Annotated in this window: 23 protein-coding genes and 2 pseudogenes; 5 read left to right on the forward strand and 20 right to left on the reverse strand. The window is 35.6% G+C overall.

Annotated features, from left to right (window positions below; translation table 11 throughout):
- Positions 1–626 precede the first annotated feature (626 nt).
- From nfsA to ACLIJJ_RS22170, 3 genes are all read right to left on the reverse strand, one after another.
- Entirely contained in the window at positions 627–1,367 is a 741-nt protein-coding gene (gene nfsA, locus ACLIJJ_RS22160) for an oxygen-insensitive NADPH nitroreductase (protein WP_411411705.1), read from the reverse strand.
- Between the two features lie 96 nt (positions 1,368–1,463).
- Positions 1,464–2,051 (reverse strand): TetR/AcrR family transcriptional regulator, encoded by a 588-nt coding sequence (locus ACLIJJ_RS22165; RefSeq protein WP_233317052.1) that lies wholly within the window; start codon positions 2,049–2,051, stop codon positions 1,464–1,466.
- A gap of 573 nt (positions 2,052–2,624) precedes the next feature.
- The gene (locus tag ACLIJJ_RS22170) at positions 2,625–3,500 is read right to left on the reverse strand and encodes a LysR family transcriptional regulator (protein ID WP_411411706.1); all 876 of its coding nucleotides are present in this window, start codon (positions 3,498–3,500) and stop codon (positions 2,625–2,627) included.
- A gap of 109 nt (positions 3,501–3,609) precedes the next feature.
- Between ACLIJJ_RS22170 and ACLIJJ_RS22175 the strand changes: the two genes are divergently transcribed.
- Together ACLIJJ_RS22175 and ACLIJJ_RS22180 are read left to right on the forward strand one after the other, a co-directional pair.
- The gene (locus ACLIJJ_RS22175; RefSeq protein WP_311315991.1) at positions 3,610–4,359 is read left to right on the forward strand and encodes a tautomerase family protein; all 750 of its coding nucleotides are present in this window, start codon (positions 3,610–3,612) and stop codon (positions 4,357–4,359) included.
- A 420-nt stretch (positions 4,360–4,779) separates the two neighbouring features.
- A complete protein-coding gene (locus ACLIJJ_RS22180; protein ID WP_233317050.1) occupies positions 4,780–5,610 on the forward strand; it encodes a YitT family protein in 831 nt (276 codons plus the stop codon).
- An 84-nt stretch (positions 5,611–5,694) separates the two neighbouring features.
- On the opposite strand, the gene ACLIJJ_RS22185 is transcribed toward ACLIJJ_RS22180, so the two are convergent.
- Positions 5,695–6,084: a hypothetical protein gene (locus ACLIJJ_RS22185; RefSeq protein WP_251648429.1), complete on the reverse strand. Its 390-nt coding sequence runs from the start codon at positions 6,082–6,084 to the stop codon at positions 5,695–5,697.
- 195 nt (positions 6,085–6,279) lie between these two features.
- Positions 6,280–6,867, reverse strand: a complete 588-nt coding sequence (locus ACLIJJ_RS22190) for a hypothetical protein (protein WP_411411707.1) — start codon at positions 6,865–6,867, stop codon at positions 6,280–6,282.
- A 113-nt stretch (positions 6,868–6,980) separates the two neighbouring features.
- Here ACLIJJ_RS22190 and ACLIJJ_RS22195 point away from each other — a divergent pair, with 113 nt between their 5' ends.
- The gene (locus ACLIJJ_RS22195) at positions 6,981–7,352 is read left to right on the forward strand and encodes a VOC family protein (protein WP_233317047.1); all 372 of its coding nucleotides are present in this window, start codon (positions 6,981–6,983) and stop codon (positions 7,350–7,352) included.
- Positions 7,353–7,564: 212 nt separating this feature from the next.
- Here ACLIJJ_RS22195 and ACLIJJ_RS22200 read toward each other — a convergent pair whose 3' ends face one another.
- The gene (locus ACLIJJ_RS22200; RefSeq protein ID WP_411411708.1) at positions 7,565–8,824 is read right to left on the reverse strand and encodes a sensor domain-containing protein; all 1,260 of its coding nucleotides are present in this window, start codon (positions 8,822–8,824) and stop codon (positions 7,565–7,567) included.
- A 296-nt stretch (positions 8,825–9,120) separates the two neighbouring features.
- Between ACLIJJ_RS22200 and ACLIJJ_RS22205 the strand changes: the two are divergent.
- Positions 9,121–9,262 (forward strand): annotated as a pseudogene (locus ACLIJJ_RS22205) (GNAT family N-acetyltransferase); the annotation flags it as partial.
- A gap of 115 nt (positions 9,263–9,377) precedes the next feature.
- On the opposite strand, the gene ACLIJJ_RS22210 reads toward ACLIJJ_RS22205, so the two are convergent.
- The 5 genes and pseudogenes from ACLIJJ_RS22210 to ACLIJJ_RS22230 all read right to left on the reverse strand — a co-directional run bounded on the left by ACLIJJ_RS22210 (position 9,378) and on the right by ACLIJJ_RS22230 (position 13,687).
- Positions 9,378–10,823, reverse strand: coding sequence for a DEAD/DEAH box helicase (locus ACLIJJ_RS22210; RefSeq protein WP_411411709.1), 1,446 nt, complete (start codon positions 10,821–10,823; stop codon positions 9,378–9,380).
- A 238-nt stretch (positions 10,824–11,061) separates the two neighbouring features.
- Entirely contained in the window at positions 11,062–11,283 is a 222-nt protein-coding gene (locus ACLIJJ_RS22215; protein ID WP_411411710.1) for a hypothetical protein, read from the reverse strand.
- A gap of 329 nt (positions 11,284–11,612) precedes the next feature.
- Positions 11,613–11,930, reverse strand: a pseudogene (locus tag ACLIJJ_RS22220) (methyl-accepting chemotaxis protein); the annotation flags it as partial.
- A gap of 630 nt (positions 11,931–12,560) precedes the next feature.
- Positions 12,561–13,124, reverse strand: a complete 564-nt coding sequence (locus ACLIJJ_RS22225; protein WP_233317044.1) for a CBO0543 family protein — start codon at positions 13,122–13,124, stop codon at positions 12,561–12,563.
- A gap of 356 nt (positions 13,125–13,480) precedes the next feature.
- Positions 13,481–13,687 carry a hypothetical protein gene (locus ACLIJJ_RS22230; protein WP_233317043.1) on the reverse strand — a complete coding sequence of 69 codons (207 nt, stop codon included), beginning with the start codon at positions 13,685–13,687 and terminating at the stop codon, positions 13,481–13,483.
- 606 nt (positions 13,688–14,293) lie between these two features.
- Between ACLIJJ_RS22230 and ACLIJJ_RS22235 the strand changes: the two genes are divergently transcribed.
- A complete protein-coding gene (locus ACLIJJ_RS22235) occupies positions 14,294–15,703 on the forward strand; it encodes a phospholipase D-like domain-containing protein (protein WP_251648153.1) in 1,410 nt (469 codons plus the stop codon).
- A gap of 478 nt (positions 15,704–16,181) precedes the next feature.
- Here the strand turns inward: ACLIJJ_RS22235 and ACLIJJ_RS22240 are convergent, their stop codons facing one another.
- The 9 genes from ACLIJJ_RS22240 to ACLIJJ_RS22280 all read right to left on the reverse strand — a co-directional run bounded on the left by ACLIJJ_RS22240 (position 16,182) and on the right by ACLIJJ_RS22280 (position 25,223).
- Positions 16,182–16,784 carry a CBO0543 family protein gene (locus tag ACLIJJ_RS22240; protein ID WP_411411711.1) on the reverse strand — a complete coding sequence of 201 codons (603 nt, stop codon included), beginning with the start codon at positions 16,782–16,784 and terminating at the stop codon, positions 16,182–16,184.
- A 76-nt stretch (positions 16,785–16,860) separates the two neighbouring features.
- On the reverse strand, positions 16,861–18,150 hold the full coding sequence (locus ACLIJJ_RS22245; RefSeq protein WP_411411712.1) for an MFS transporter: 1,290 nt from the start codon (positions 18,148–18,150) through the stop codon (positions 16,861–16,863).
- An 82-nt stretch (positions 18,151–18,232) separates the two neighbouring features.
- Positions 18,233–19,621, reverse strand: a complete 1,389-nt coding sequence (locus ACLIJJ_RS22250) for an aminotransferase-like domain-containing protein (protein WP_237943446.1) — start codon at positions 19,619–19,621, stop codon at positions 18,233–18,235.
- A gap of 138 nt (positions 19,622–19,759) precedes the next feature.
- Positions 19,760–22,192 carry a heavy metal translocating P-type ATPase gene (locus tag ACLIJJ_RS22255; RefSeq protein ID WP_411411713.1) on the reverse strand — a complete coding sequence of 811 codons (2,433 nt, stop codon included), beginning with the start codon at positions 22,190–22,192 and terminating at the stop codon, positions 19,760–19,762.
- A 73-nt stretch (positions 22,193–22,265) separates the two neighbouring features.
- The gene (gene copZ, locus ACLIJJ_RS22260) at positions 22,266–22,472 is read right to left on the reverse strand and encodes a copper chaperone CopZ (RefSeq protein WP_233317038.1); all 207 of its coding nucleotides are present in this window, start codon (positions 22,470–22,472) and stop codon (positions 22,266–22,268) included.
- 71 nt (positions 22,473–22,543) lie between these two features.
- Positions 22,544–22,876, reverse strand: a complete 333-nt coding sequence (locus ACLIJJ_RS22265) for a metal-sensitive transcriptional regulator (protein WP_233317037.1) — start codon at positions 22,874–22,876, stop codon at positions 22,544–22,546.
- A gap of 411 nt (positions 22,877–23,287) precedes the next feature.
- Positions 23,288–23,737 carry a hypothetical protein gene (locus tag ACLIJJ_RS22270; RefSeq protein ID WP_411411714.1) on the reverse strand — a complete coding sequence of 150 codons (450 nt, stop codon included), beginning with the start codon at positions 23,735–23,737 and terminating at the stop codon, positions 23,288–23,290.
- A gap of 57 nt (positions 23,738–23,794) precedes the next feature.
- Positions 23,795–23,986, reverse strand: a complete 192-nt coding sequence (locus ACLIJJ_RS22275; RefSeq protein ID WP_411411715.1) for a hypothetical protein — start codon at positions 23,984–23,986, stop codon at positions 23,795–23,797.
- A 67-nt stretch (positions 23,987–24,053) separates the two neighbouring features.
- Positions 24,054–25,223 carry an FtsW/RodA/SpoVE family cell cycle protein gene (locus ACLIJJ_RS22280; protein WP_411411716.1) on the reverse strand — a complete coding sequence of 390 codons (1,170 nt, stop codon included), beginning with the start codon at positions 25,221–25,223 and terminating at the stop codon, positions 24,054–24,056.
- Positions 25,224–25,234: the final 11 nt, after the last annotated feature.

Consider the following 25,234-nt stretch of genomic DNA (forward strand, 5'->3'; position numbering starts at 1 on the left):
CTCCAATTCAGAGTTTTTTAACTTTCTTTTAGAATACTCTTCATAAGTATATTTAGCATCAACCGGAGTAGATTTATTTAATTTTCCTCGTTTATATTTTATACTTCATTATTTTCCCAATCCATAGAAACATCCTAATGTCAAATGAGGTTTGGTTCATAAAAACTACAAAATCTAATACATCAATTTCAGGGGAAAAATTTTATTTTTGTATTCCCCTTTAATTTTTTTATAAGAGTTTCAGTATGATTACTGGCTTTCCACAAGTATATCCATGGACTTAGAAACTAAAAACATAAAACCTCCAAATTATAGTTCTTTTACATATCCATTATATACCAAAACAATAAGTATAATATAAATTTTCCCTTTAGTATAATTTTATTTGACCATTCTACTCAGATCGTCTACTTTTAGCTATAAAACAGAATTTCTTTTTCAGCTAAACTGCCCTGTTTCTTCCATAAGCTATGTTTTCATTTATTACAGGAATGCTGCCACGTTTGTGACACAAGAAGGGTTCTATCCATTTATTACAGGAATGTTGCCCTTTTAATAACATAAAAAAGCAGCTGCCATAGGCAACTGCTTCTATTAAAAAGGAATTTATCACCATAAATAAAGCATTAACGTTTTGCCCATCCTTTCCTATTTAGGAAATCTTTCATAAAAGATCTTGGATGACGAGCAAAGCTTCCAATTGCTGTTTTAGACCATGTACGATTTGATTTACTTTCTGAACGATTTGCATAGTACAATTTAGTCGTTTCATCATACTGTTTTAATATCTTTTTAGTATCGCTGTTATAACGATTTGTATGATAAATGCCTTCAAATGGAATCCTCGGTTTTGTATCATTTCGTTCATTTGGGTAGCCAACGACAAGCCCAAAGACGGGGAAGACATACTCAGGAATATCAAGTAACTCCGATATTTTTATGATTCCGTCTCTAACTCCACCAATATAACAAACACCTAACCCCATAGATTCTGCAGCAATAACCAAGTTTTGAGCTGCTAAAGTAGCATCTATAGCCCCTACCAAGGCAGCATCTATTCCCTCGATTGTCTCTGAAATATCCATATCTAGTTCTTCTGCCATTTGTTTATGACGATTTACATCCGCACAAAATACGAAAAAATGTCCACCTTCTGATATAAAAGGTTGATTTCCAGCATGTTCTGCTATCTTTTGTTTAAGTTCTGGATCCGTTACACCGATTATGGAATATGCTTGCTGAAAGCTTGCAGATGATGCTGCTTGTGCAGCAGTAACTAATTGTCTAATTTGCTCCTCCGTTAAAGCTTGCTCAGTAAAAGAACGAACAGACACATGGTTTAGGATTGTTTCAATAGTTTGGTTCATTTTTTTAGTTCTCCTTTAATTCTGGAATTTTTTGCAGTTTCACTTACTTTTTGAACAATCAGTACAAAAATATGACAAAAAAAGTGGCAAACTCAATTAATAGATGCTTGCCATAGTACCCTCAACGATTTGTTCCGCCATATCACGATTTCGTGTAGTGACATTGAGAGTTCGGAGACCATAGTAACTGCATATAAATGTTCTTGATAACTCTAATGCTGATCTACCAGATGTAATCTCTTCGGACTGTATTCCTTCCTCAATCACAGAATGTAGAACACTTTCCAAACGTTCTACATGACGATTTGACCAAATTTCTACAATGGAGTCTGTTCGACCACGCTCCATCGTGGCATTAATTAAAAAACAACCTTTACTTGAATCCTCAAAGTCTTTTTCCACGGCCCATTCCAACAAACCGCGCAATCTTTCTTTTACAGGGACAGGACGTTCCAGGATAGCTGTCTGCACCTGAATCCAGTGCTCATGATAACGTTGGAGCGTTTGCTCATACAATTCATGCTTACTTCCAAACGTATTATATAAGCTTCCTCGACCAAGCCCTGTACTGCTGCATAAATCCTCCGTGGAACATGCTTCATACCCTTTTAACCAAAAAACATTCATTGCTGCATCAAGTACCTCAGGCTTATTAAATTCACGAGGTCTTCCACTTTTACTCATGTTGTCTCCTTACATAAAAAGTAATATTAAACACAGTATATATATTTTGTAACGTTCAGTCAACAATTAAAAATCGCTTACTCCATTTGGTGAACTCCTACTAATTGCGATTTGTTTTTTATCATTCAGCTATCCTTCATCAATTTGTTACCAAAGAACTTTCTTTCCATAATTGCTATAAAACCAAAAGACTCTCCATATTAGAGAGGCTTTTGGCTTTTCAGTTATTTTCCACATGAATAATTAATTATTTTCTACTTTGTTGACCTTATTCCAAGCTGACATAGCAAAAATTGCAATAGCTTCTCCAATGCCATAAAGTCCTTTAATTAAAAACTCCATCAGATAGTTTCAACCCCTTTACTATAATTCCCAACAATCGATAAAAAAGGAAACAACGAATATTCCTTTTACTACTTATACGTATTACTCACAGTTTAGTTCCTTTTAAATTTCCTATAGCTAATCTGCCAAGTTAGTGACTGAAAAAAGAAGCATTAATCAATGCACTCGTTTAATTAAGCGAACCTTCTCATGTTATCTAAAAATGCACTTCAAAGCTTATACGCCGTATTATTTTTTTAGACCATTTCTTAAATATTTTAAAAGCAATTGTTTCGCAGAAGTAATAGTATCATTTCTCATATTTCTCATGATACCTATGGTAATATCTGAATTGCTTATCTCTACATCTAATTTAATACAATTGTCTGGAATAGGGATGGAGGAGACAATTACACCTATTGATCTATCTATTAATGTAACAAACGTCGGGATTGCCGATAACTGACTTACTGTATAACAAAAGGGCTTATTAGAAATGCTTAGAAGTTCTTTTTCTAACTTTAATTGATAAATACAGTTCTTTCCTCCAGTTACTATTGGATAATCACAGAGCTCTTTTAAACTATGTTTTCTACTGTTTTTAGCTAAAAGGTGTTCCTTTGAAACGATAAAGGCTAGCTGCTCCTCATATAAAGGTTCAAACATATATGGAAATTGTCCAGGTATTTCTGCGCATATAGCAAAGTCTACTTCGTTTTTTTCCAGAGCAGTTGCTAAAGAATTGGTATTACCTACAATAAAATTGCATGCAATATTAGGCTTTTCCTTACTAAATAGTGCTAGTATATGGGGTACTATATTTGTTATGGACTCGATTATTCCTATATTAATAGTTCCAACTTCTTCTTTTTGTATTGCTTTTGCCTGTTCAACAACAAATTTCCAATGGTTGATTAAATCATCCACTTCCTCAGCAAATATTTTTCCAGCAGGTGTTAATTCTGCTTCCCACCCTCTATGAAAAAGAACAATTCCTAATTCCTTTTCTAATCTTTTAATTTGATTCGTAATGGTTGATTGGGCATAGTGGAGCGATTCTGCAGCTTTAGAAAAGGTCCCTTCTCTTAGTATCGTTTGAAAGGTGATGAGTTCTTTTAAATCCATTTTTTTCTCCTTCATCGATAATATTGAACTAGTTTAATCAATTAATTCAATTATATAGATGAAGAAAGATAAATTACAATGATAGTAGAAACTTGAAGGAGGGAATTACATGCCATTTATTAATATTAGCTATCACGAAGAGCAATATAGTGAAACAGATTTACAATTTATAAGTACACAAATCAAGAACTCTCTAATAAAAGAATTTAATGTACCACCTGATGATTTTTTTCAAGTATTTCATTCACACAAAAATGAACAGTTCCATTTCAATACCGACTATTTAATCAATGAAAAAAGAACAAAAAAACTTTTGTATATACAAATCACTTGTGGAATAGGCAGAACTATTGAACAAAAAAAGAATTTATACAATACAATGACTGAAAGTCTTTTTCAAAACAATATTGTCACTAAAGGAAATGTTTTTATTATTCTTAATGAGACTCCATTGGAAAATTGGTCTTTTGGCATGGGCGAGGCACAAATGGTTATGAATCAGTGTTCTCCTACTACAATAACAAATGAAAATCACTTAAATAATAACCAAATAAAATCAAATATTAGCAGTGAGTTAGGAGATTTAGCTCCTGCCTTTGTAGATTTTACTGAAAATGTGCTTTTCGGTGATTTATGGATGAGGAATGACTTATCTTTGCGAGATAGAAGTCTGATTACACTTTCTTCTTTAGTTACAGCAGGTAATATAGAGCAACTACCATTTCATATCAATTTAGCAAAGGAAAACAACATCTCTGAAAATGAAATAATCGGGTTAATTACTCATCTTGCATTTTATACAGGCTGGCCAAAGGCAGCCTCGGCTCTGAACAAAACCAAAAATGTATTTTCACCATAATCTAAATGATTAGAGTGTGGTGCTTATACTCAACACGCTTTAACTATAAAATCTAATCTGGCAAGTTATTGTCAAAGCCAAAAAGGGGCATTAGTTCTTCTTGGATGAATGCCCCCTAGCAAAAGTTTTCTAGTCATCGATTTTATCATTTTGTCCCACGAGTCTAGCCGCCAATTCCAATAAACTGAAGCAAGCAAGATAAAAAAACTCAGTGAAGCTACTTCTTATACTCATAAAGTATTCATCAGCATTTAGATCAATAACATAGTTTTTGTTTTTCATCCTCATTGTCAAATAGTTTTATAACCAAACTCTTTATACCTGGATTATTTTTTCCTATAATGATTAGATTCCTCCTCTTCGTCTGGTATAATTTACTCTTACAATATAATTTTAACTATATAGATAAGGAGAAACGTCATGAAGAAATACTTAATAGATATCCTTTTCCTTGCGCTAGGAGCACTTCTTTTTGCTATCGCAGTAAATGTATTTGTCATCCCAAATGATTTAGGAGAAGGTGGGGTAACTGGGCTTACGATTATTAGTTATTATTTATTTAATTGGTCACCCAGTATTGTAAGTTTCTTGTTAAATGCTGTCATAATCGCAGTTGGACTGAAATTCTTCAGTAAACAGACTGCTATTTATACTATTATTGCTGTTTGTTTTAATTCATTGTTTTTACATATGACTGAATCATGGTCTATTCCAACTGGGGAAATTATGGTCCATGCTCTGTTTGGTGGTGTGCTTACTGGTGTAGGTCTTGGCTTAATCATCAGAGTGGGAGGCACTACTGCTGGTACTACTATACTAGCGAAAATCATCAACAAATATTTAGGCTGGAGTGTAAGCTATAGCTTATTAATTTTAGATTTAATAGTCGTGTTCTTCTCCTATTTTATTATTGGTATCGAAGGGGTTATGCTGACGGTTGTCATGCTTTATGTGGGAACGAAAACGATGGAATTCATTATTGAAGGAGCTAACCGGCAAAAAGCGGTTACTATCATTTCTGCTCATTCTAATGCTATAGCTTATGAGGTTAGCACTAGAATGGAGCGCGGGATTACCGTCATTTCTGGACATGGATATTACACGAAAGAAAATAAAGAAGTTCTGTATATAGTGATTAGCAATCAAGAGATTATTAAATTAAAGAAGATTATTAAACAAATAGATAACGAAGCTTTTATTACGATTCATGATGTCAGAGATGTCTTTGGCGAAGGATTTAGTGCGATATAAGGATAACAAAATGTAGAAATGATTACACAAAAAGGATACAAGCTGTCGTTCAGCTTGTATCCTAACAAAATGTTATCCATAAGACTATTCTTTCTTTAAAATCATGTTTTCCGTGTGATTATCCCATTCAACAATCACTTTTACCTCGGAATTTTTATTAACTTTGGCGTTTGTCGTATTAGCTTCAGCAGTATCTTCATAAACACCATTTTCCCCCAGTACTACATCACCAGCACTAAATCCACCTGCGTTTGTTTCTACTGTATACGAAAATCCCTCCATATTTTTTGCATTTTCTCCCTTATACTGGAGGGTCATATGCTGTTTTTCATTATCATCGGTTGTTTGCGTAACCTTTAATTCTGCAGTCCAATTGTCTGACTCCCCAGTGAAAGTAAAAGCATCGGAACTACTGCTGCAGCCGGATATAATCAGTAAAAAAACTAACGATAAAGCAGACATTATCCGATTCATTAGGTTCCCCCTTATAAAGCAATTTTGGTATTAATAAATACGTTCAACAAGGGTTTTAGTTTCAGAATAATCTAGATATTCCCTAATAATTGTTAAGTTAATTTTCAAGATAAATATGTTGCTGGATAGTCCGTTAGCCGCTCAATTCAGGCCCAGGCTGACTGCTTCTGTTCCATCTCTTATCAGCCTTTTTTCTCATTTAACATTCCAAATTATCTTGATAAAACCAGATGGCTCTTTAAGAAAATTATAAGGAGACAAGTTCTCATAACGATAGCATTCGTTAGGGTATGCTTCGTCAATCCTAAATAACTCAAGTACATCTTGTTCAAATGCAATGCCACCCATTTTAAAATCATATTGTAAATACAAACTTTGAAGAAATTCTGTAAAGCATGGACACTCCTCTTTTTTAATACCTATTTGATCCCATTCTGGTGCATCATATTCAGCTCCATAAAACCAAAAATTAACCAAAAGCGCATTTGATGAAACCTGGTCTATTTGTAAGGTTGACTTTCGTTTCCTTGATAAATATACATATAAATTTAATCTTAATGAGTGTAATTTTACCATTTGTGGGTCTTCTTCATTAAAGGCATAACCACTTTCAAAAGCATTAATTATTTCATCTATATTTTGATCTACAATGTCCACCTTAACTGACAGCTTAGATAATTCATTTATTATATCTTGTATCGTTTGCTTCTTTTCTTTTTTAATTTCCAACAAGAAACTGACTTCAAGGAAAGGACCTCCTTGCAGCCATTGAGACGACTCCATTAATCATTCCTCCTACATCTGCTAACTTCGATAGTCGCTGGTTTTCAAGCACTGTTTTATAGTAAAATAAGATAAAGTTTTTTCCAAATTTTTTAAAAAGAGGAGAAGAACAAATGAAACTAGGTGCATTTTCTGTAAGCTTAAACGTAAAAGACATTGCTGTATCTAAGTCCTTCTATGAAAAACTAGGGTTTCAATCATTTGGTGGTGACATAACTCAAAATTGGCTGGTTTTGAAAAATGGAAACTGCATTATTGGGTTATTTCAAGGAATGTTTGATAAAAACATCCTAACCTTTAATCCAGGCTGGAATGAAAATGCTGAAAACCTTGAAGCGTTTACAGATATTCGGGACATTCAAAAACAGCTTAAGGCGGAAGGAATAAACTTTCAGAATGAAGCAGATGAAGCAACGAATGGACCAGCACATTTTTTCATTGAAGATCCAGACGGAAATCAAATCCTTGTAGACCAGCATCGATGAAATAACTAAAACATACATAAAAAAAGCCTTGTGAAGTTAAATTGTGCTCTTTTCTAGTAAATATATATGAAATTCCCACTATATTTAGCCATAAAAAGACACCCCAAAAGTTAGATTTTAACTCTAACTTTTGGAGTGCAGCACTATGGCTTTGACGTTTAATTTATGATATTTTCATTAACATAAAGCTTGCTCAACTGCTAATGGCTTTTTTAATTGTCTCTTAAAAAATTGTTCTTTCCGGTTCGTTTTATCCGATACATCGCATTGTCTGCTTTTTTAATCAATGCCGCAAAATCTGAACCATCATTCGGATACATACTAATACCAATGCTTCCAGTCACATTTAATGAATATCCGTCTAGTTGAAAAGGTTCTGTTAATGCTTCTAAGATCCGCCCTGCTTTTACTTTCGCTTCCTCTTCGGTGCGGATATTTTCCAGCATGATGATAAACTCATCTCCGCCATATCGGCAAACAAAGTCCGTTTCCTCCACACAGTTTTTTAGGAGAGCTGCCATCATTATAAGTAATTGATCTCCTATTTCATGACCGAGATTATCATTAATTTCCTTAAAATTATCTAAATCCATAAACAACACCGCAAATCTTTCATGATCTGCTGGGTTTTCAATTAATTGTGATAATTTATAGTGGAGTAATCTCCTATTTGGCAAATTAGTTAAGGAATCATAATGAGCTTGGTGATATACTACTTTTTCAAGTTCCTTTCTTTCCGTAATATCGTGGGCAATGGTAGATAAGAACTCAACCTCACCGTGTTCAGATTTATGTGCCACAATTATTTGAGAAACAGGTATTGCTTCTCCATCCTCTTGAAGGATTGTTGTTTCTCCTTTCCAATGGCCCTTTTCTATCGCAGTAGGTATCCCCTCTAGCTTAATAACATCCGTCAACCAGCTTTGATTTGCTTCCCCACTTCCGCTATTGTCTCCAAGCATTCTTCGGGCAGCAGGATTATAATACAGACTATTGCCATTCTTGTCTAAGGTTGCAATAAAGTCCGGAGAAGCCTCGATAATATCTAATAGCTGCTGCTGCCTGCGCTCAGCCTGTTTTCTTAACGTAATATCTCTGTCTATTCCTCTATAACCGATACATTTTCCTTCTAAATTTATTATGGGAGAACCACTAGTTTCTAATATTACTTCATGTCCATCACGATGAAGATTAATGTTTTCTAAGCTTTTAATAGGCAAAGTATTGGCTAGATGGTATTCAAAAACTGGTGCAATACGCTTCGCTTCCATTGGCTCCATTAAATCAAAGGGCGTTTTGCCGATTACCTCTGAAGGCGAATATCCTAATATATCCTTAATCTGCGGACTAGCATACGTATAAATACCATTTTCATTTACTTCCCATATCCAATCACTTACATGCTCTACTAACACACGAAATCTTTCTTCGTCTGTCACATAGTCATCTTTCTTTCCCAACCGATCTTCCATTGTTCACCATCCAAAATTATTTGAATTAATGGAATTATTATACCAAAATGAGGAATCTTGGTCTTCTGTAAATTTATCCCTGTATTTGGTTCTTGTTTCTCGCCTAGATTGAACTAATATGATAAAATCCCATTAATTGTATATTAAGATATTAGTTGAAGGAAGAACTATGCGCAGATATCAATATCTTCCCCTGCATTACACACATATGGCGGTAAAAATATTGATTACAGAGCTACGAACAGACAGATTACTATTAAAAAAATGAGTGTCTCAGACTCACCTAGTTTATTTAAAAAGTGGAACCTGCAAATACTAATTCAATTAGACTTTTAGAAAAGTTGAATTTTCAATTTGAAGGTACATTAAGAAAATCCGAAAAATCAAAAGAGACATTTATTGATTAAAAATCTGTATTCTAGATTAGCAACAGATTAACGTAAACGTTGAAAAGCCTATACTCAGAGGAGTATAGGCTTCTTCATTTATTGTTGCTTGCTTTTTTTCTAACTTCTATTTAACGTCTATTTCTTATGCTTATTAATACGGAATGTTATTTAATTGCTTTGCTGACCCTCAGCTTTTTACCTTTAATAGTTGCATTCTCCATTGCTTGTAGGACCAGTGCCCCCTTACCGTTAAGAATGTCAACATATGACATACTTTCATGGATAGTGATAATTCCAATATCATCTGCTGTTACACCTGGAATTTTGGCGATTGTACCAACAAAATCTACTGGACGAATCTTTTTCTTTTTACCTCCGTTGAAATGAAGTTTAGTGATGCCTTGATTTATTCTGGCTGTTTTATTATTTCTAACGACACGGCGTCCGCTGATTTTTTCTTCAAAGGCAGCCTGGCCTTTAGCCACTTCCTGTGTTGTTGGAGCTTCCATTTCAAGCAACTCAAAGCCAATATATCTTTCAATTGCTTTTAAGTATTTGCTCCCGTAAGATGTTGTGAACGTAATTGCTTTACCTTTATTGCCGGCACGACCAGTTCTTCCTGTTCGGTGAACATAGCTCTCTTTTTCCATTGGTACGTCATAATTAATGACTAGTGTTACATTATCCACATCAATTCCTCTTGCAGCGACGTCAGTAGCAACAAGATAACGAAAATTCCCCATCTTAAAACCATCCATCACAGCAAAACGATCTTCTTGCTCTAATCCTCCATGGATTTTTTCACACGAATAATTGGATTCTTCTAACTCAGCAAACACAGTATCTACATGTTCTTTCGTATTGCAGAAAATAATACAGCTATCTGGATTTTCTATAACGGTTACTGCTTTTAGCATGGAAAGCTTATCAGCTTCCTTGACTTCCATTACATGGTGTTCAATCGTACTTGTTGTAACCCCTTGAGAAGCAATCTCAATATTAACAGGGTTTTTCATATATTTATGACAAAGACTTTCCACATCTTTAGGCAATGTGGCCGAGAATACCATTGTAACTCTATCTAAAGGTAGCTTGTTTATAATTGTTTCTACATCGTCAATAAAACCCATATTTAGCATTTCATCTGTTTCATCAATAATCAGATATTTCACCTGATCCAGTACTAGCGTTCCTCTTTCAATATGATCCATGACACGTCCTGGTGTCCCAACCACTACATGCGTTTTTTGCTTTAGTTCCTCTTTTTGCTTAGAAAAAGGTTCTTTTCCGTAAACGGCCGTTGCTTTAATTCGTTTAAATCTTCCTATATTCGTGATATCCTCACGAACTTGAGCAGCAAGCTCCCGAGTCGGTGTAAGAATTAACGCCTGAGGCAGTTTTTCCTCCCATTTAACCATTTCACAAATTGGTATACCAAAGGATGCTGTCTTGCCGCTACCTGTTTGCGATTTTACGACAAGATCGAGATTCTCCAACGCTAACGGGATGACTTTCGTCTGAACTTCTGTAGGAGTCTCGTATTTTAAAACAGATAATGCCCTTGTTATTTCATCACTTAAATTAAAGTGGTCAAAACCTTTTTCACTCATAAAAATAACCTCATTTTTTGTATTATTTGATTTATGTATAGGATTCTCTCTGAAGAGATAGTATATGCGAAACATGCATATCCTTTTATTATACTTGAAATAACATCATAATGGGCAACCCTTCATTTTTAATGTCTATTTGTTTCTAAATAAGGTGTTTTTTAAAAACAATTGCACAAAAAAACTCCACCTAACGCAAACAGATTTTACCGCTAAGGGAGCATATCATTTAGTTTTATTATATGACATTCATTAATTTATTAATGGAACGAATTGCCGATTCTATATCGTCACAAATTTCTATAACGGAGGTATTTAAACTTTTTAGTTCATAACAACCATCTATATAACTTATCACAAGTATTGGCGCGCCATCATTGCCATTGAAAATCATGTTAATCTCAGATGTATGATACTGCCTTAATGTATTCAGCATCTCTTTTGTATGGTCTAAAGACATTTAGTGTCCCCCTTTCCCATTATAAAGGGAAGGTGACTAATAAAAGTCTGGTAGGACCCCAAATAATATAATTTTTATTATCTTTACCATAACATGGGATAACCAGTTAAGTAAAGCAGGTTATATACCTGCTAACCAAATCTAGCCTAGAGACTATCCATAAATATCACTCATAAAAAAAGGACATTAATCCTGCTTGGAAAAATGTCCTTTTTATTTCAATTACCGCAAAATTTAACTAGTGTCCAACATTAAAGATAATCCACTAAATTGTAATATTTTGAAATAAAGATATTGATTAGTTTCGTTTCGCTTTTAAGGTAAACTGACTATTTAACTAATTCTTTCATATATGCAAACACATCGTTGCTTTGTTTATCTAATTTTTGCATTTCCTCTAAGAAATCTACCATTACAGTGGACTGCTCTTCAGATGAGGCACTTACTTCCTCGATGCTTACTTTTAAATTCTCTATACTACTTTTGATCTCTGATAAAGATCCGCCAATTGTTCCAACTGCTTGTTTTGTGTGTTCAGAAAGTTTTCTTATTTCTGTTGCAACTACTCCAAAGCCTTTGCCTGCCTCTCCAGATCTAGCTGCTTCAATTGCCGCGTTTAGTCCTAACAGGTTTGTTTGTGTAGAAATTCCTTCAATGATAGTCACTAATTTTCCGATTTGCTGTGTATTATCATTGGCTTTAACTGCTTGTGATGTAATTTCATTACTTGTAGCTGATAATTCTTCTGATTGAGCAGCAACTATTTGGACTTTTTCATGAAGTCTGCTAATGATAGCATTTAACTCACTTAACTCTCGATCCAGCTTTTCCTCAATTTCTAATGTCTTAGATATAGAGAACAACCCGATAACTTCCCCTGTTTCCGGATCCTTTATCGGTGTTACAGTGGAGAAAAATGGAATACCATATGCTTCTTTTGGGACGTATTGTTCTACTTTCCCTTCCTTTAATGCACGCATTAAAAGCTCATTTCCTGGAACAAAAGCAGGGTCCCCGACTTTTATATTTAATGGAAGACTAGTTGAAGGTGAAAAATAGATGATATTTTGTAAATCAGTGATCATAATCGCAGTAGTATGACCAATTGTTTCTTTCATTATTGGTCCTAAATAAACCAAAGATTGTAGTGTGTTATGCATTGTATGCCCCTTTCTAGTAATAACTACTAACTATATCGGACATAATAAAGTTCTTTTAAGTAGTTTTGGCGAAGAAGGTAAAGACAGCTGCTTTCAAGCAGGTAAAATAATTCCACTTCATCTAAGTGGTTTAGTAGCCTTACTATGAACCAAAAAATGAGCTACTAAATAGATAATGATAAAAATAGGAAAGGAAAGAACCGGACTCCACCCTGGATATTTTGTATAACCTAATTTTATAAATAAAGGTTCTGCTAAGAATGCTGTCATGCCAGCAAAAATAGAAGCTTTAATGAGTGCATGGACTTTAGGCTTAATTTGGAGAAAAAACATGACTGTAATCGGCATTAATCCAAAATCCCATGGTATAAAATCAGGCATTAAAGGGACTAACTTATTATAGTATCTCCACAAACCCATTGTTACCCCCACATAGTCTAACCATGTAGAAATGAACATAGCCCAAAGTCCTCCTAACAGTAACCTAGTGCTGCTTTCCTTTTTTCTAAAGACAAACCATACTATCCATGGAATGATTGTCATCAATAATGAAGTCCACCAACCGAAGGAAAATAAAATATGATCTATCCAAATTTCTCTTAAATCATCATGGGCATGCTCTAATACTATATATTTTGCGTCAATTAATTTTTTTATTTTATCTGGAGGATTAAAAACCATACAGAGAACGTCCTTTCTTCAATTCTAGGGTCTTCTTATTTTCAACTCCTATGAATTGTTTATTCTATTTTTTTAGACAACCACTCCTTAGCATTCCAATGGATTTGGCCATTTAGTGAAATGATGTATTGTTCTCCTTTTATTTTTGCAGTGGGATAAAATAAGAACCTAGCTTAACCTACTTCAAGGACAAATTTAAAGGGCGATGAAGTCAATACTGACTCATCGCCCTTTATTTAGAAAACAAATTATTTGTTCATTAGATACTACTATTTACCTGCAAAAAAACTTCAAATTTTTATGGATATACTTCCTACTATGTAAAAATAAAATTATTTGCGGAAATATGTGAAGAATTATGTCCGCTTATAAAGAGCCCATAAATCCTTCTGTTTCTGGTATACATTTTCATTATCTAATTTTAGACGCTTCAACCTTCTTTTTAACATTAAATTAGTTGGATCTTTCTGGAGTCTTTTTATTATTTTTAACGATCTTGCCCTATTATTACATAGCTCTTTATTTAATTTTTCGATATCAAGGAGTATATAGCTTTTATTCATAGTAACTCCCCTTTTTTTTACAGATTTACTTAACCTTCTACCCTCTTTTATCAAATTGAAACAAAGATATCTATTTATTCCCTGAAAAAATCACCCAAAACTTTCCAGCACTGTTTAAAGCACTTAAATATACATACTAATTCGAACTGTGCTATTCTGAAACTACTTTAAAATGATATTATTTCTTACAGTTACGCATCTCTTTCTGTATTAATCAAATATTGTTTTTTTGAATAATATTGAGGATGATGTCATATAGAATTCGGTCAAAAAGTAATCTATCAGGGTAAAATCCATTTTGTTTTTTTTGACTATGAAAACGGTTTGTTAGAAATTCAAGATCCAAAAACGAAAGCTGTAATTTTGACAAAATACGATGACATAATTAATCGAATAAAATAATACCGTCGCTGGCGGTATTTTTTTTATGGCTTTAATTCCAACCAACACGAACCGTTCATTCTTCAGCCCCTTATCAGAAAGCACATGTCCTTCAATGTTTTTCTATTTGTTATTTCATATTCTAAAAAATGTTGCACAAACTATAATCATTAGTTACGGCCTTGAAAGGAGAGAAATTCCATAAAAAAGATTAGGAGTGGCGTAATGATTATTCTTATTTTTTATTTGCTTTATATTATCGTATTCGGCATTGTCATCTTTAAAGAAAAACCTCCGCAAGTAAATAACTCCTATAAGGAACAAAATAAAGTGGAAAGATTTTATGGAACGGAGACGTCACAGGATCGTGTGATTTTGTTGGAAGAAAAGACGTTTTCAGGCTACGCTCGTGTTAACTTAATGGAAAATGCAAAAGAAACAATAGATGTCGCCTATTATGCGATTCATAAAGGATATATTACCGATTTAATATTAGGGATGATTTTAGATGCTGCAGATCGGGGTGTCAAGGTAAGGATTCTTTTAGATGGGATTTCCCATGGTCTTAGATTCAGTCTAAAAGATGATTTATTTGCCTTAGTTAATCACCCTAATATTGAAGTTAAATTTTATGAACCATTCAAGCCTTTTCTCCCTTGGACATGGAATAATCGCTTACATGATAAACTACTTATTATCGATAATAAATATGCCGTTATTGGGGGCAGAAATATAGGCAATCGTTATTTCGTTCAGGAAGGTGAAAAGGCCCCAACAAATGACCGCGATGTTTTGATTATTAATACAAATACGGAGACAAAAGAGGGCAGTGTTCTGAACTCAATGGAAGGATATTTTAATGAGGTCTGGGACCATCCTATCACAAAATATCCTTATCATAAGCTTTCTTCCCGTCAACAAAAAAAAGCTAAAGAAGCCGATCAGCAGCTAAAGAAAAAACTAGACGATTTGCGTAATACAGATAAAAAATTATTCAATAACTATTATGATTGGTTAGAAATGTCGGTAGCTACTAAAAAAGTAACTTTTATCCATAACCCTATCCAAAGATTTAATAAAGAACCTTGGGTTTGGTATGACTTAACGAATCTCATGAAAAATTCTAAAAAGTCCTTAGTTATTCAAAGCCCGTATGTTATTCCGACAAAGCCTATGCTTCCTTATATGGAGAAGATAGATATTCCCGCAGAAAAGACTACCATATTAACGAATTCATTAGCTTCGACAGCCAATGTAGTAGCCTATTCAGGGCATATTAAGCATATTAACGGAATGGTAAAAAGAGGCGTAAATATATATGAATATCAGGGGCCTGACTCTATCCATGCTAAAACATTTATATTTGACGATCAATTAAGTGCCATTGGTGCATTCAATATGGACTCAAGGTCGGCCTTCTTAAATACTGAATCGATGGTAGTTATTGATAGCGTTGAGTTCACCAGCAATCTGGAGAAGGAAATGAATCAGTATGTTAAAAAGAGCTTAAAGGTTGCGCAGGACGAATCTTATATAAAAGATCCCGATTTAAAACCAGGTAAAGTTAATTGGTTTAAATCTTTCAGTGTAAAAGGGCTATCCTATGTGACCGGTTTATTCCAGCATTTATTATAAGCTTGAGCTGGTTACTGCTCTTACTGATTTGACCATTTAAAGACAACTATAAAGAGGTTGGACAAAACAAAAGATAACCTATCTATACACGACTAATAAAATTACATCTAAATTTGAAAAATGAAGTTTGTGACTAAATAGAATATGGCTTTAAAATAAGTTCGTTCATTGCGCTCTCGTCCACTCGCTTTCCAGCGGGCAAAGCTTGAGCCTCCTCGTCTCTTCGCCTGCGGGGTCTAAAGCATCCTCTATTTCCCGCAGGAGTCGAGTGTCCTCCGCTCCATTCCTCTAAGTTTTTTAATTATTGTATTAAAACTAAAAGCACGAAAACCGAACTATTAATCAATAGATGATTAATAGTTCGGTTTTTATACAGATTTACATACCTATGTCCCAGCCTAGGTGACCAAAATTAACTTGCTGTGATGTCTGTGCCCTACTTTTAATCCAACAAAAAACAAGCCGCAAATAAGCAGCTCTATTTTAAGTTCCTCAATTTATTGTGTAAACTAAAGCGATTATTGTTTAGTAAGTACATAAAAAAATCAGTAATCCATTTAGGTATTAGTGCTACAGCCACATATCCCCAAAAAAGCATTAAGAAGTTCTCTCTGCCACCGAAGCGGAACAAACCTAGCCCCACCATTAATGGTTTTAGAAAAAAGGCAAAAACTAAGCACAGCATTAACATCCAAATATAATAATTCTTCTTATTATTAAGGATATATTGATATAGAAGTATATACGTTACAGGAACAAAGGAGGAATCAAGGGCAATACTTGCTGGCAACCCAGGAAGTAACTTATAAGGATATATCCATAATCCTTTTATCACTCCAAAAGAATCAATAATTGCAAAAAATAAATGAATACCGTATCCGTAAAAGCCAAGTTGAAAAACCTTTTTTCGGTCTATAAAAAGAACTAATACGAGAAGTGGCAGTAAAAACATCATTAATACCACCCAAAATTGCCATGTATCCATATTAGAGTACTGTTGCCAATAGCTTAACCATCGGTCACTTTGGGCAATTTCTGCTTTTCTAATTTCTTCCAACAACAGTCTTTGTTCTTCCTTCACACTATTCCCTCCCCTTTTTATTATTGATAATAAAGGGAGGATTATTCATTGTCTTATACACCTATCTCAAACAAGTTTATTTTTTCTCTTTAAGAGCCCAGATTACTACTGGAATTAAAACTAAGGATAAAATTCCTCCTGCAAATGATAATGTTGCATAATTGGAACCAGCTACAATCATTCCAGACATTGCTCCGCCAGCAGCTCCTGACAAGGCAATCAAAACATCAACTGCACCTTGCGTTTTTGCTCTTGTGGAAGTTTTAGTCGAGTCAATAATCAAAGCTGTCCCGCTTATTAATCCAAAATTCCATCCTAACCCAAGTAAGCAAAGAGCAATAACTAATAAAACCATAGAATCTCCTGGTGCAAATGCTGAAATTAAACCTGCCAAAAGCAGCGTAATACCAGAAGCCATCGCCATTACAGGTCGGCCTAATTTATCAACAAGGACACCTGTAATCAGGGAGGGCAGATACATGGCCCCAATATGAAACCCGATAACTAAACCTACAGAACCAAGCCCATGACCATTATGCTTCATATGAACTGGTGTCATCGTCATAATCGCAATCATAACAATTTGCGTAAGTACCATAATTGTTGCACCAACAATAATTCCTCGTTTATTCTCTGTATTTTCTGCTGTTAGTTGGACATTATCTTTAGATATTTGGTTAGTAGCATCTATTGTTCTTGCTGTTAGCAATGGATCAGGACGGAGCATTATAAACAGAACTAGTCCTGCTAAAATATATGCGACGGCTGCTAAAATGAAAGGACCAGCAAGTGACGGAATACCATTAGATAAGGCGAAATCTCCCATCACGTTTACTAAATTGGGCCCCGCAACTGCACCAAATGTTGTAAATACCATGGTAATACTAACCGCTTTTGCGCGCTGTTTACTATTTGCTAAATCGGTTCCTGCATATCTGGCTTGCAAATTCGTTGCTGTTCCTGCACCATATATAAGCAGAGAGAGGAATAATAAAATAATGCTATTTAATATAGCTGAAATAATAACCCCGATTGCTCCAAGCCCGCCAATAATAAAACCCGCTGTAAGACCGGTTCGGCGCCCAAAACGTTGAGATAGTCTCCCGACAAATAATGCTGCTCCTGCGGATCCTAACGTAAATAAAGCCGTTGGCAATCCAGCAAAGGCGTCTGTACCAAGCATTTGCTGAGCAAGAAGTGCTCCTACCGTAACACCTGCAGCCAGTCCTGCACCGCCAAAAATTTGCGAAATGCTTACAATAATTAAAGTGCGTTTGTATAATGACTTTAAGTTTTCTGATGAAGTTATGTAACTTTGCAGCTTGTCTGATTGAACATCCGTCACATGAACTAACCTGCCTTTCAAATGAATTCATACCTTGATTTTAAGTCATCATAACACGCCCTAAAAAAGCCATACAATAACATAATTGTATGGCGAACAATATTTATATAGGAGTTTCTAACAACCGCTTCAAAATAACCAAGCCTAATTTTAGCTCTTCCATTGATTCAGGGGCACAGACTGAAATTCTTACTGCTCTGTCAGGGCAACTATTGCCAACAACAAAGCGTTCAGCCGCATATACTTGTACTCCATTCTGTGCGGCTAATGCTTCGAATTCAGCTCCAGTTAGCTTCCCTGGTAACAGCAGCCAACGAAAGATGCCTGTTTCGTCACCAACACAAGTATAGTCAGACAAATATTCATCTGCGAGTTTGTTCCTGCGAATGTTTTGCTCGCGGTGGCTCTCAACCAAAGTTTCAAATTGATTAGATACTATCATTCTTGCCGTCAATTCTGCTAACAGCGGTGACACCGTTATATTTAAATTATAAAGCGCCTTAGATAATGGCTCTTTGAACTGCTTTGGCACTGCAACATAAGCCAATCGAAGTCCTGGAGCAAATGATTTAGATAGACTAGAAATGTAGATGACCTGATCTGGAGCAAAAGATGCTACAGCAGGCAGCGGGTTGTTGCTGAGCAGATGGTAAGATGCATCTTCTATTACAAACTGGTTGTACTTTTTGGCTATTGCTGCAATCTTTTCCCGGTTTTCAACAGACATAAAAGAAGCAGTCGGATTATGATAATCAGGAATGATATAAATCCCTTTAATATTTTCATTTTTACACGCATGTTCAAACGATTCTGGGCTTAGTTGATAGTACTCCGATCTAATTGGCACTATTTGCACACTAAGCATTGCTGCAACTGTTTTTAAGCCCGGATATGTATGGTGATCCACACCAATCCGGTCACCAGGCTTGCACAAACTTGCCAATGCAGCAGCTATCGCATTTTGACCGCCATTGGCAAATAAGATATGATCTACCGTTGTTTCAAACCCACCTCTTCTCATCAGCTTTACAGCAGCATCCTTCTGCCATAAGCTTTCGCCTGCTCTTCCATAACCGAACCATCTTTCATAGTCAGATTCTTGCAGCATCGTCTTAAGCTGGAGCATCAGCGGCTCGTAAGAAGCATCATCTGGTAAGGTTGCTCCCATTTCAATTAAATGCTTCGGCTTTGTATCTTCTAATAAATAGGCATTGGATAACGCATCATATGATACAAATGTGCCGCTTCCCACAGACGCACTTACCAGTCCTTTAAGCTCACATACTTTAAAAGCTTTGGAAATAGTACTTAAGTTTAAATCTAAATAATCGGCCAGTTCCCGCTGTGGAGGCAGTTTCGTTCCAGGAAGTAACACTCCGTCCAATACGTCCTGTTCTAATTGTCTTGCCAGTGTTTGGTAGATAGGCTTGTCTCTCTTATCGATTGATGGTTTCCAGCTCATCGGGTAGTTTTCAAAAGAATTTATAGGCATGGTACGCATCCTTTTTACACAATTATATGATTATAAGGTTTATAAAGACAACGGAATATCTTCATTCATATTGATATTCCGCTCTAAAGAACGTAACCCCTAAACTGCTGTATATCATAAAGAAGAATCACAACTTTTTTATTTATCCAACTTAACTCGTTGTAACCGCAATGCATTCAAAACCACACTCACAGAGCTAAACGCCATCGCAGCACCTGCAACCCAAGGTGCCAGTAATCCAACAGCAGCAATGGGAATTCCAATAGTGTTATACGCAAAAGCCCAGAATAAGTTTTGTTTAATATTACGCATCGTTTTTTTACTCATTACTATTGCATCCGCAATGCTGTTGAGGTCACCACGAATAAGGGTAATATCTGCTGCTTCCATGGCAACATCAGTACCTGTACCAATAGCCATCCCTATATCAGCAGTGGCTAATGCTGGCGCGTCATTAATTCCGTCTCCGACCATTGCAACCTTCTTGCCTTGTTTTTGTAGTTTTTTCACTTCCTCAGCTTTACCTTCTGGAAGTACTTCGGCAATAACAGCGTCAACACCGACCTCCTTACCAATTGCTTGTGCTGTACGCTCGTTGTCTCCTGTCATCATAATGACTGTAATGCCTATTTGCTTTAAGCGTTGAACAGCCTCTCTGGATGTATCTTTAATTGTATCGGCCACAGCAACTAAGCCTGCATATTGCCCATTAATTCCAACAAGCATCGCTGTTTTACCGTTCTTCTCTAGTTTCTCCATTGCTGGTAGAACGGATTGTATATCAATCCCATATTGCTGCATGAGTTTCCGTGTGCCTATGACAACACCTTGACCAGATACAGTTGCTTGAACGCCAAAACCTGGTATAGCTTCGAATGATTGAACCTTACCAAGGGCTATGCCTTTATCCTTGATTCCTTGTACGATAGCTTCTGCTAATGGGTGCTCTGACTGCTTTTCAGCAGCACCAATCAGTCCTAAAATTTCATCTTCATCTTGTCCGTCTGCTATTAGAACATCTGTTAATACTGGTTTACCATGAGTAACTGTACCTGTTTTATCGAGTACAACGGTGTCAATGCCTTGTGTTTGTTCTAAATGCTCGCCACCCTTGAATAAGATACCAAGCTCTGCTGCTCGACCTGACCCTGCCATAATGGAAGTTGGTGTAGCTAAGCCAAGTGCACATGGACAAGCTATGACAAGTACGGCAATTAATACCTCTAGTGCAGGTGTAAACTCACCTGGGTGTACCCAAATAAACCAGACTAAGAAAGTGATGATTGCAATTCCGACTACGATTGGTACGAAAATACCTGAAATTTGATCAGCCAAACGTTGAATCGGCGCTTTTGAACCTTGTGCATTTTCGACGACTTTAATGATTTGGGCTAGTGCCGTGTTACGGCCAACTTTTGTTGCTGTCATTTTAATGAAACCATTTTTGTTAATGGTCGAACCGTACAACATATCCCCAGCTTTTTTATCCACTGGCAGACTTTCACCTGTTAACATAGATTCATCGACAGCCGTTGTCCCGTCTAATACCTCTCCATCAACGGGGATTTTTTCACCAGGTTTCACTAAGACAATGTCACCAATCACTACTTCTTCTACGGGTATCTCTTTTTCAGAGCCATCTCGTATAACAATTGCTGTTTTAGCTTGAAGTCCCATTAATTTTTTAATTGCTTCGGATGAACGGCCCTTTGCTTTTGCTTCAAATAATTTACCTAAAAGGATAAGTGTTATTAATACTGCACTTGTTTCAAAATATAAATGCGGTCCGTGATGTGTTCCAGCAGTTACAATTGCTTGATATAAACTGTAAAAATACGCTGCTGATGTACCCATGACAACAAGCACATCCATATTTGCACTCCCATTACGAAGCGCTTTATAAGCTCCAACATAGAACTGCTTGCCAATAATAAATTGAACCGGCGTTGCCAATATCAATTGAATCCACGGATTCATTAAAAGGTCTGGTACATATAGAAACGAGGTAAACGAAAAATGTGCGACCATTGTCCATAACAATGGCAACGATATTAAAGCTGAAATAATGAATTTACGCTGTTGATCTTTAATATGCTTTTCACGGTAATCAACCTGTTCTGTTTCATCTTGTTGCTGGAGTGCACCGTAACCTAGCTTCTCTACTTTCGTAATAATGTCTCCAACCGATACTTCTGCAGGATTAAATTCAATCATTGCCTTTTCAAGTGCTAAATTGACGTTCGCATTTGCAACCCCTTGGATTTTATTAATCCCTTTTTCGATACGCGTTGCACATGCTGCACAAGTCATGCCGGTGATATTAAATTCTGCCTTTTGCTTAACAACACCGTAGCCAAGTGCTTCTATCTTCTTTTCAAAATCTGCTTCACTTAGTTTTGACGCATCATATTTTATTATTGATTTTTCTAGAGCTAGGTTGACTGTTGCTTGTTCAACACCTTCTAATTTGTTTAACCCTTTTTCAATTCGGGTTGCGCACGCTGCACAAGTCATTCCAGTTATTCCAATATTCGTTTCTTTAGAAGCTGCACTTTTTGCTGCTGTACTCATGTTAAGATTCACCTCTCTTATACCTATACGGGGTATATTTTCGATAAAATGAGAGAGTGCTGTTGCAGCACTCTTATTCTACGTCATATCCTTGGTCTTCGATTGTTTCTTTAATTTTATCAAGAGAAACTTGAGTTTCATTAAAAGATACTTCAACCAATGCTTTATCTAATTTTACACTTACTTGGTTAATACCTTCTAATTCCCCAACACTCTCTTCTACAGCCTTTACACAATGTCCGCATGACATTCCTTGTACATTTAAAGTTACAGATTGCATTTTAAGTCTCTCCTTTTATCATTTATAATTTATACTCATACCACGTAAGGGTATATTTAAACGAAAAAAATTTATTTTTTCATTAATTTTTGGATAGTTACGACTAACTCGTCTAAAACCTCTTCATCACCTTCTGAAAGCCGGTCTACAACACACCCTTTTAAATGACCTTCCAAGAGGATTTTGGCAACACTATTTAATGCTGATTGTGTCGCAGATATCTGGGTAATAACGTCATCACAGTATACATCCTTGTCTATCATCCCTTTAATTCCACGGATTTGGCCTTCTATACGATTTAATCTTGTTGTTAAATCCTTTTTTACCCGTTCAGGATGATGACTTTTACGAGAAGAGGTGCCATCAACTGTATGACAAGCTTCTCCTTTTACTGAGTTATCCATTACACTCCCCCCCTTACTTGAGGCTATTTTAACATACCCTATAGAGGTATGTAAAGAACCATGTTTCGATTTATTTTCCATGGCCTATATATTATTTTTTACTTTTGTACTTCTTAGTAATTGCCTTAACACGTCCAACTATTCGTAGTAGAGGACCATTTGTTTTGGCAATTTCATCTGATAATAAGTGACTTCTTATTAAGTAAGTCAAAAAAGATTAGTTATCGCTCAACTCAAGAATATAATTATCTACCTTCGACCTTCTCTCTTGCAAAACAAGTTCAGATAAACACTGTTATTTATTGCCAATGACCATATTACTAATATTTCTTATTGTAGTCTCTATTAACCCATTGATTATATCTTTTATCAAAAAATGCCGACAAAATGTCGACATCTCATCTCTTCTTACTATATATTATCATCACAAATTTTTTGATTGCCAAAGAAACTTATAATCATTGTCAAGCCTGCTGTTACACCTAATATATTAGTTGAAAAGATTTTTTGCAGTTCCATAATAACTGGAGAGCTAGATATCACATCAGGTAAATGACCACCAGCTGCAAGTGTTACCAATACTGGAAATCTTATGGAAAGTAATAGACACGGGACCGCAACACACCATAATAAAGATGAATTTATACTTATCGACCATCTTTTCACCAAAATTAAGGAAAGATAAAGTCCAAACATAAGTGAAATGAATAATTTTGTCCAAATCACAGGAATAAAATTAAATTGCTCATTTGCTTTTTGTTGAATTTGATTGTCAAAATGGAAGCATATACTTGCTAAAATAATTAAGCCTATTACCCAAAGCAGCTTCTTCACATATGGTGCCCAACTGGCTTTTCCCATGAATAATCCTCCAATATTCTTCAAAAATGAGCTGATTAATCTAGCTTTCAAGGATTCTCATTTAAGACTCCTTATTAATCTTGCATGATTGAACTTCTTTATATCTAATGCAGCTTTTAAAATGAAAATAAGCACTGCAAATCCACTAAAAAACGGATTCCAGTCTAAGTTAAATAAAACGCCAACTACAATAATGAGATAACAACCTAGTTTAGCGATTAACTTAGCAGCTTCGTTCTTCGTATGCATAAAACCAACATCACCAATCCTATTTGTTACTAATATATACGTTTTAAAGAAATAAAAGTTTCAGTACTTATTTTATCTCAAACATATACTTTCTGTATGGCTTGCGAATGGATAATATGATTCCTAGAAAAATCATATTGGAAAGCAAGGAGCTTCCTCCATATGATAGTAAAGGGAGAGATATTCCTTTAACTGGCATCATTCCAACCGTCATTCCGATATTTTGAAAGATTTGCAGGCAATACATTGCCATTAAACCAAAGCATACATAAAGTTCAAATGATGTCTCTGCTCTGTGGCCAATTATAGCCATTTGAGACATTAAGAGAAAAAACAATACAATGATTACAGAAGCTGCAATAAAGCCTCCTTCTTCCGCAATTGTGGCAAAGATGAAATCTGTATGCTTCTCTGGAATATACACTTTATTATTGCCTATTCCGTTCCCCTTAAGCTCTCCGCTTCCAACGGCTAGTATAGCCTTTTTCGTCTGATAGGCATTATCTGTATATTCTTCTGGTGCAAGCCAGCCTAAAATCCGCTCCTGCTGATGAGGTTTTAACATCGGTATTAATTGATCGAAGAGAATAGAAGAATGTTGGAAATATATATACATTAAAAAAGTAACAGCCGCAGCAGGGAGAATCACAGCTGCCACGAGAATTTTTTTGTTTATCCCGGATATAAATAACACTGTTGCACTTCCTGCCAAATACAGCACAATCATTCCAGTATCAGGCTGCTGGTAAACAAACAAGGATGGGATTATGGTAACAATCAGGATTTTACCAATCAGCAGGAAGTCTGTCCAAACTGTACGTTCCAAGTATACAAGATTATGTTTATAAGCTAACCGGGACACAGCTAGCAGCAAAGCGATTTTAAAAAACTCCGAAGGCTGTATTGACCCTAATAGCGGAAAACTGTACCACCGTTTTGCTCCTAAGATGGATGGAGCAATACTTGACGGCATAAGAGGCAATAACATAATTGCGGCAAGTCCTAGTAAATAAAAGGGCCAAGCAATTCTCTCAAACTGGTCTGCATCCAAATACGCAACTACCAGCAACAATACAAACCCTAGTAAATAACTGATTCCCTGCTTAAGCGCAAAATTTTGAACACCATACTGGCCTATCCCTTCGCTGCTGTGAATAAATAGGATGCTGAGGATACTAAATATTATAATGATACATAATATCGGCTTATCCAATCTCCTTAAAAATGTCTTACCCATCCTAATCTCCT

Source organism: Niallia laureatilytica (assembly GCF_046613985.1).
In the GTDB taxonomy this organism is placed as follows: Bacteria; Bacillota; Bacilli; order Bacillales; family Cytobacillaceae; genus Niallia.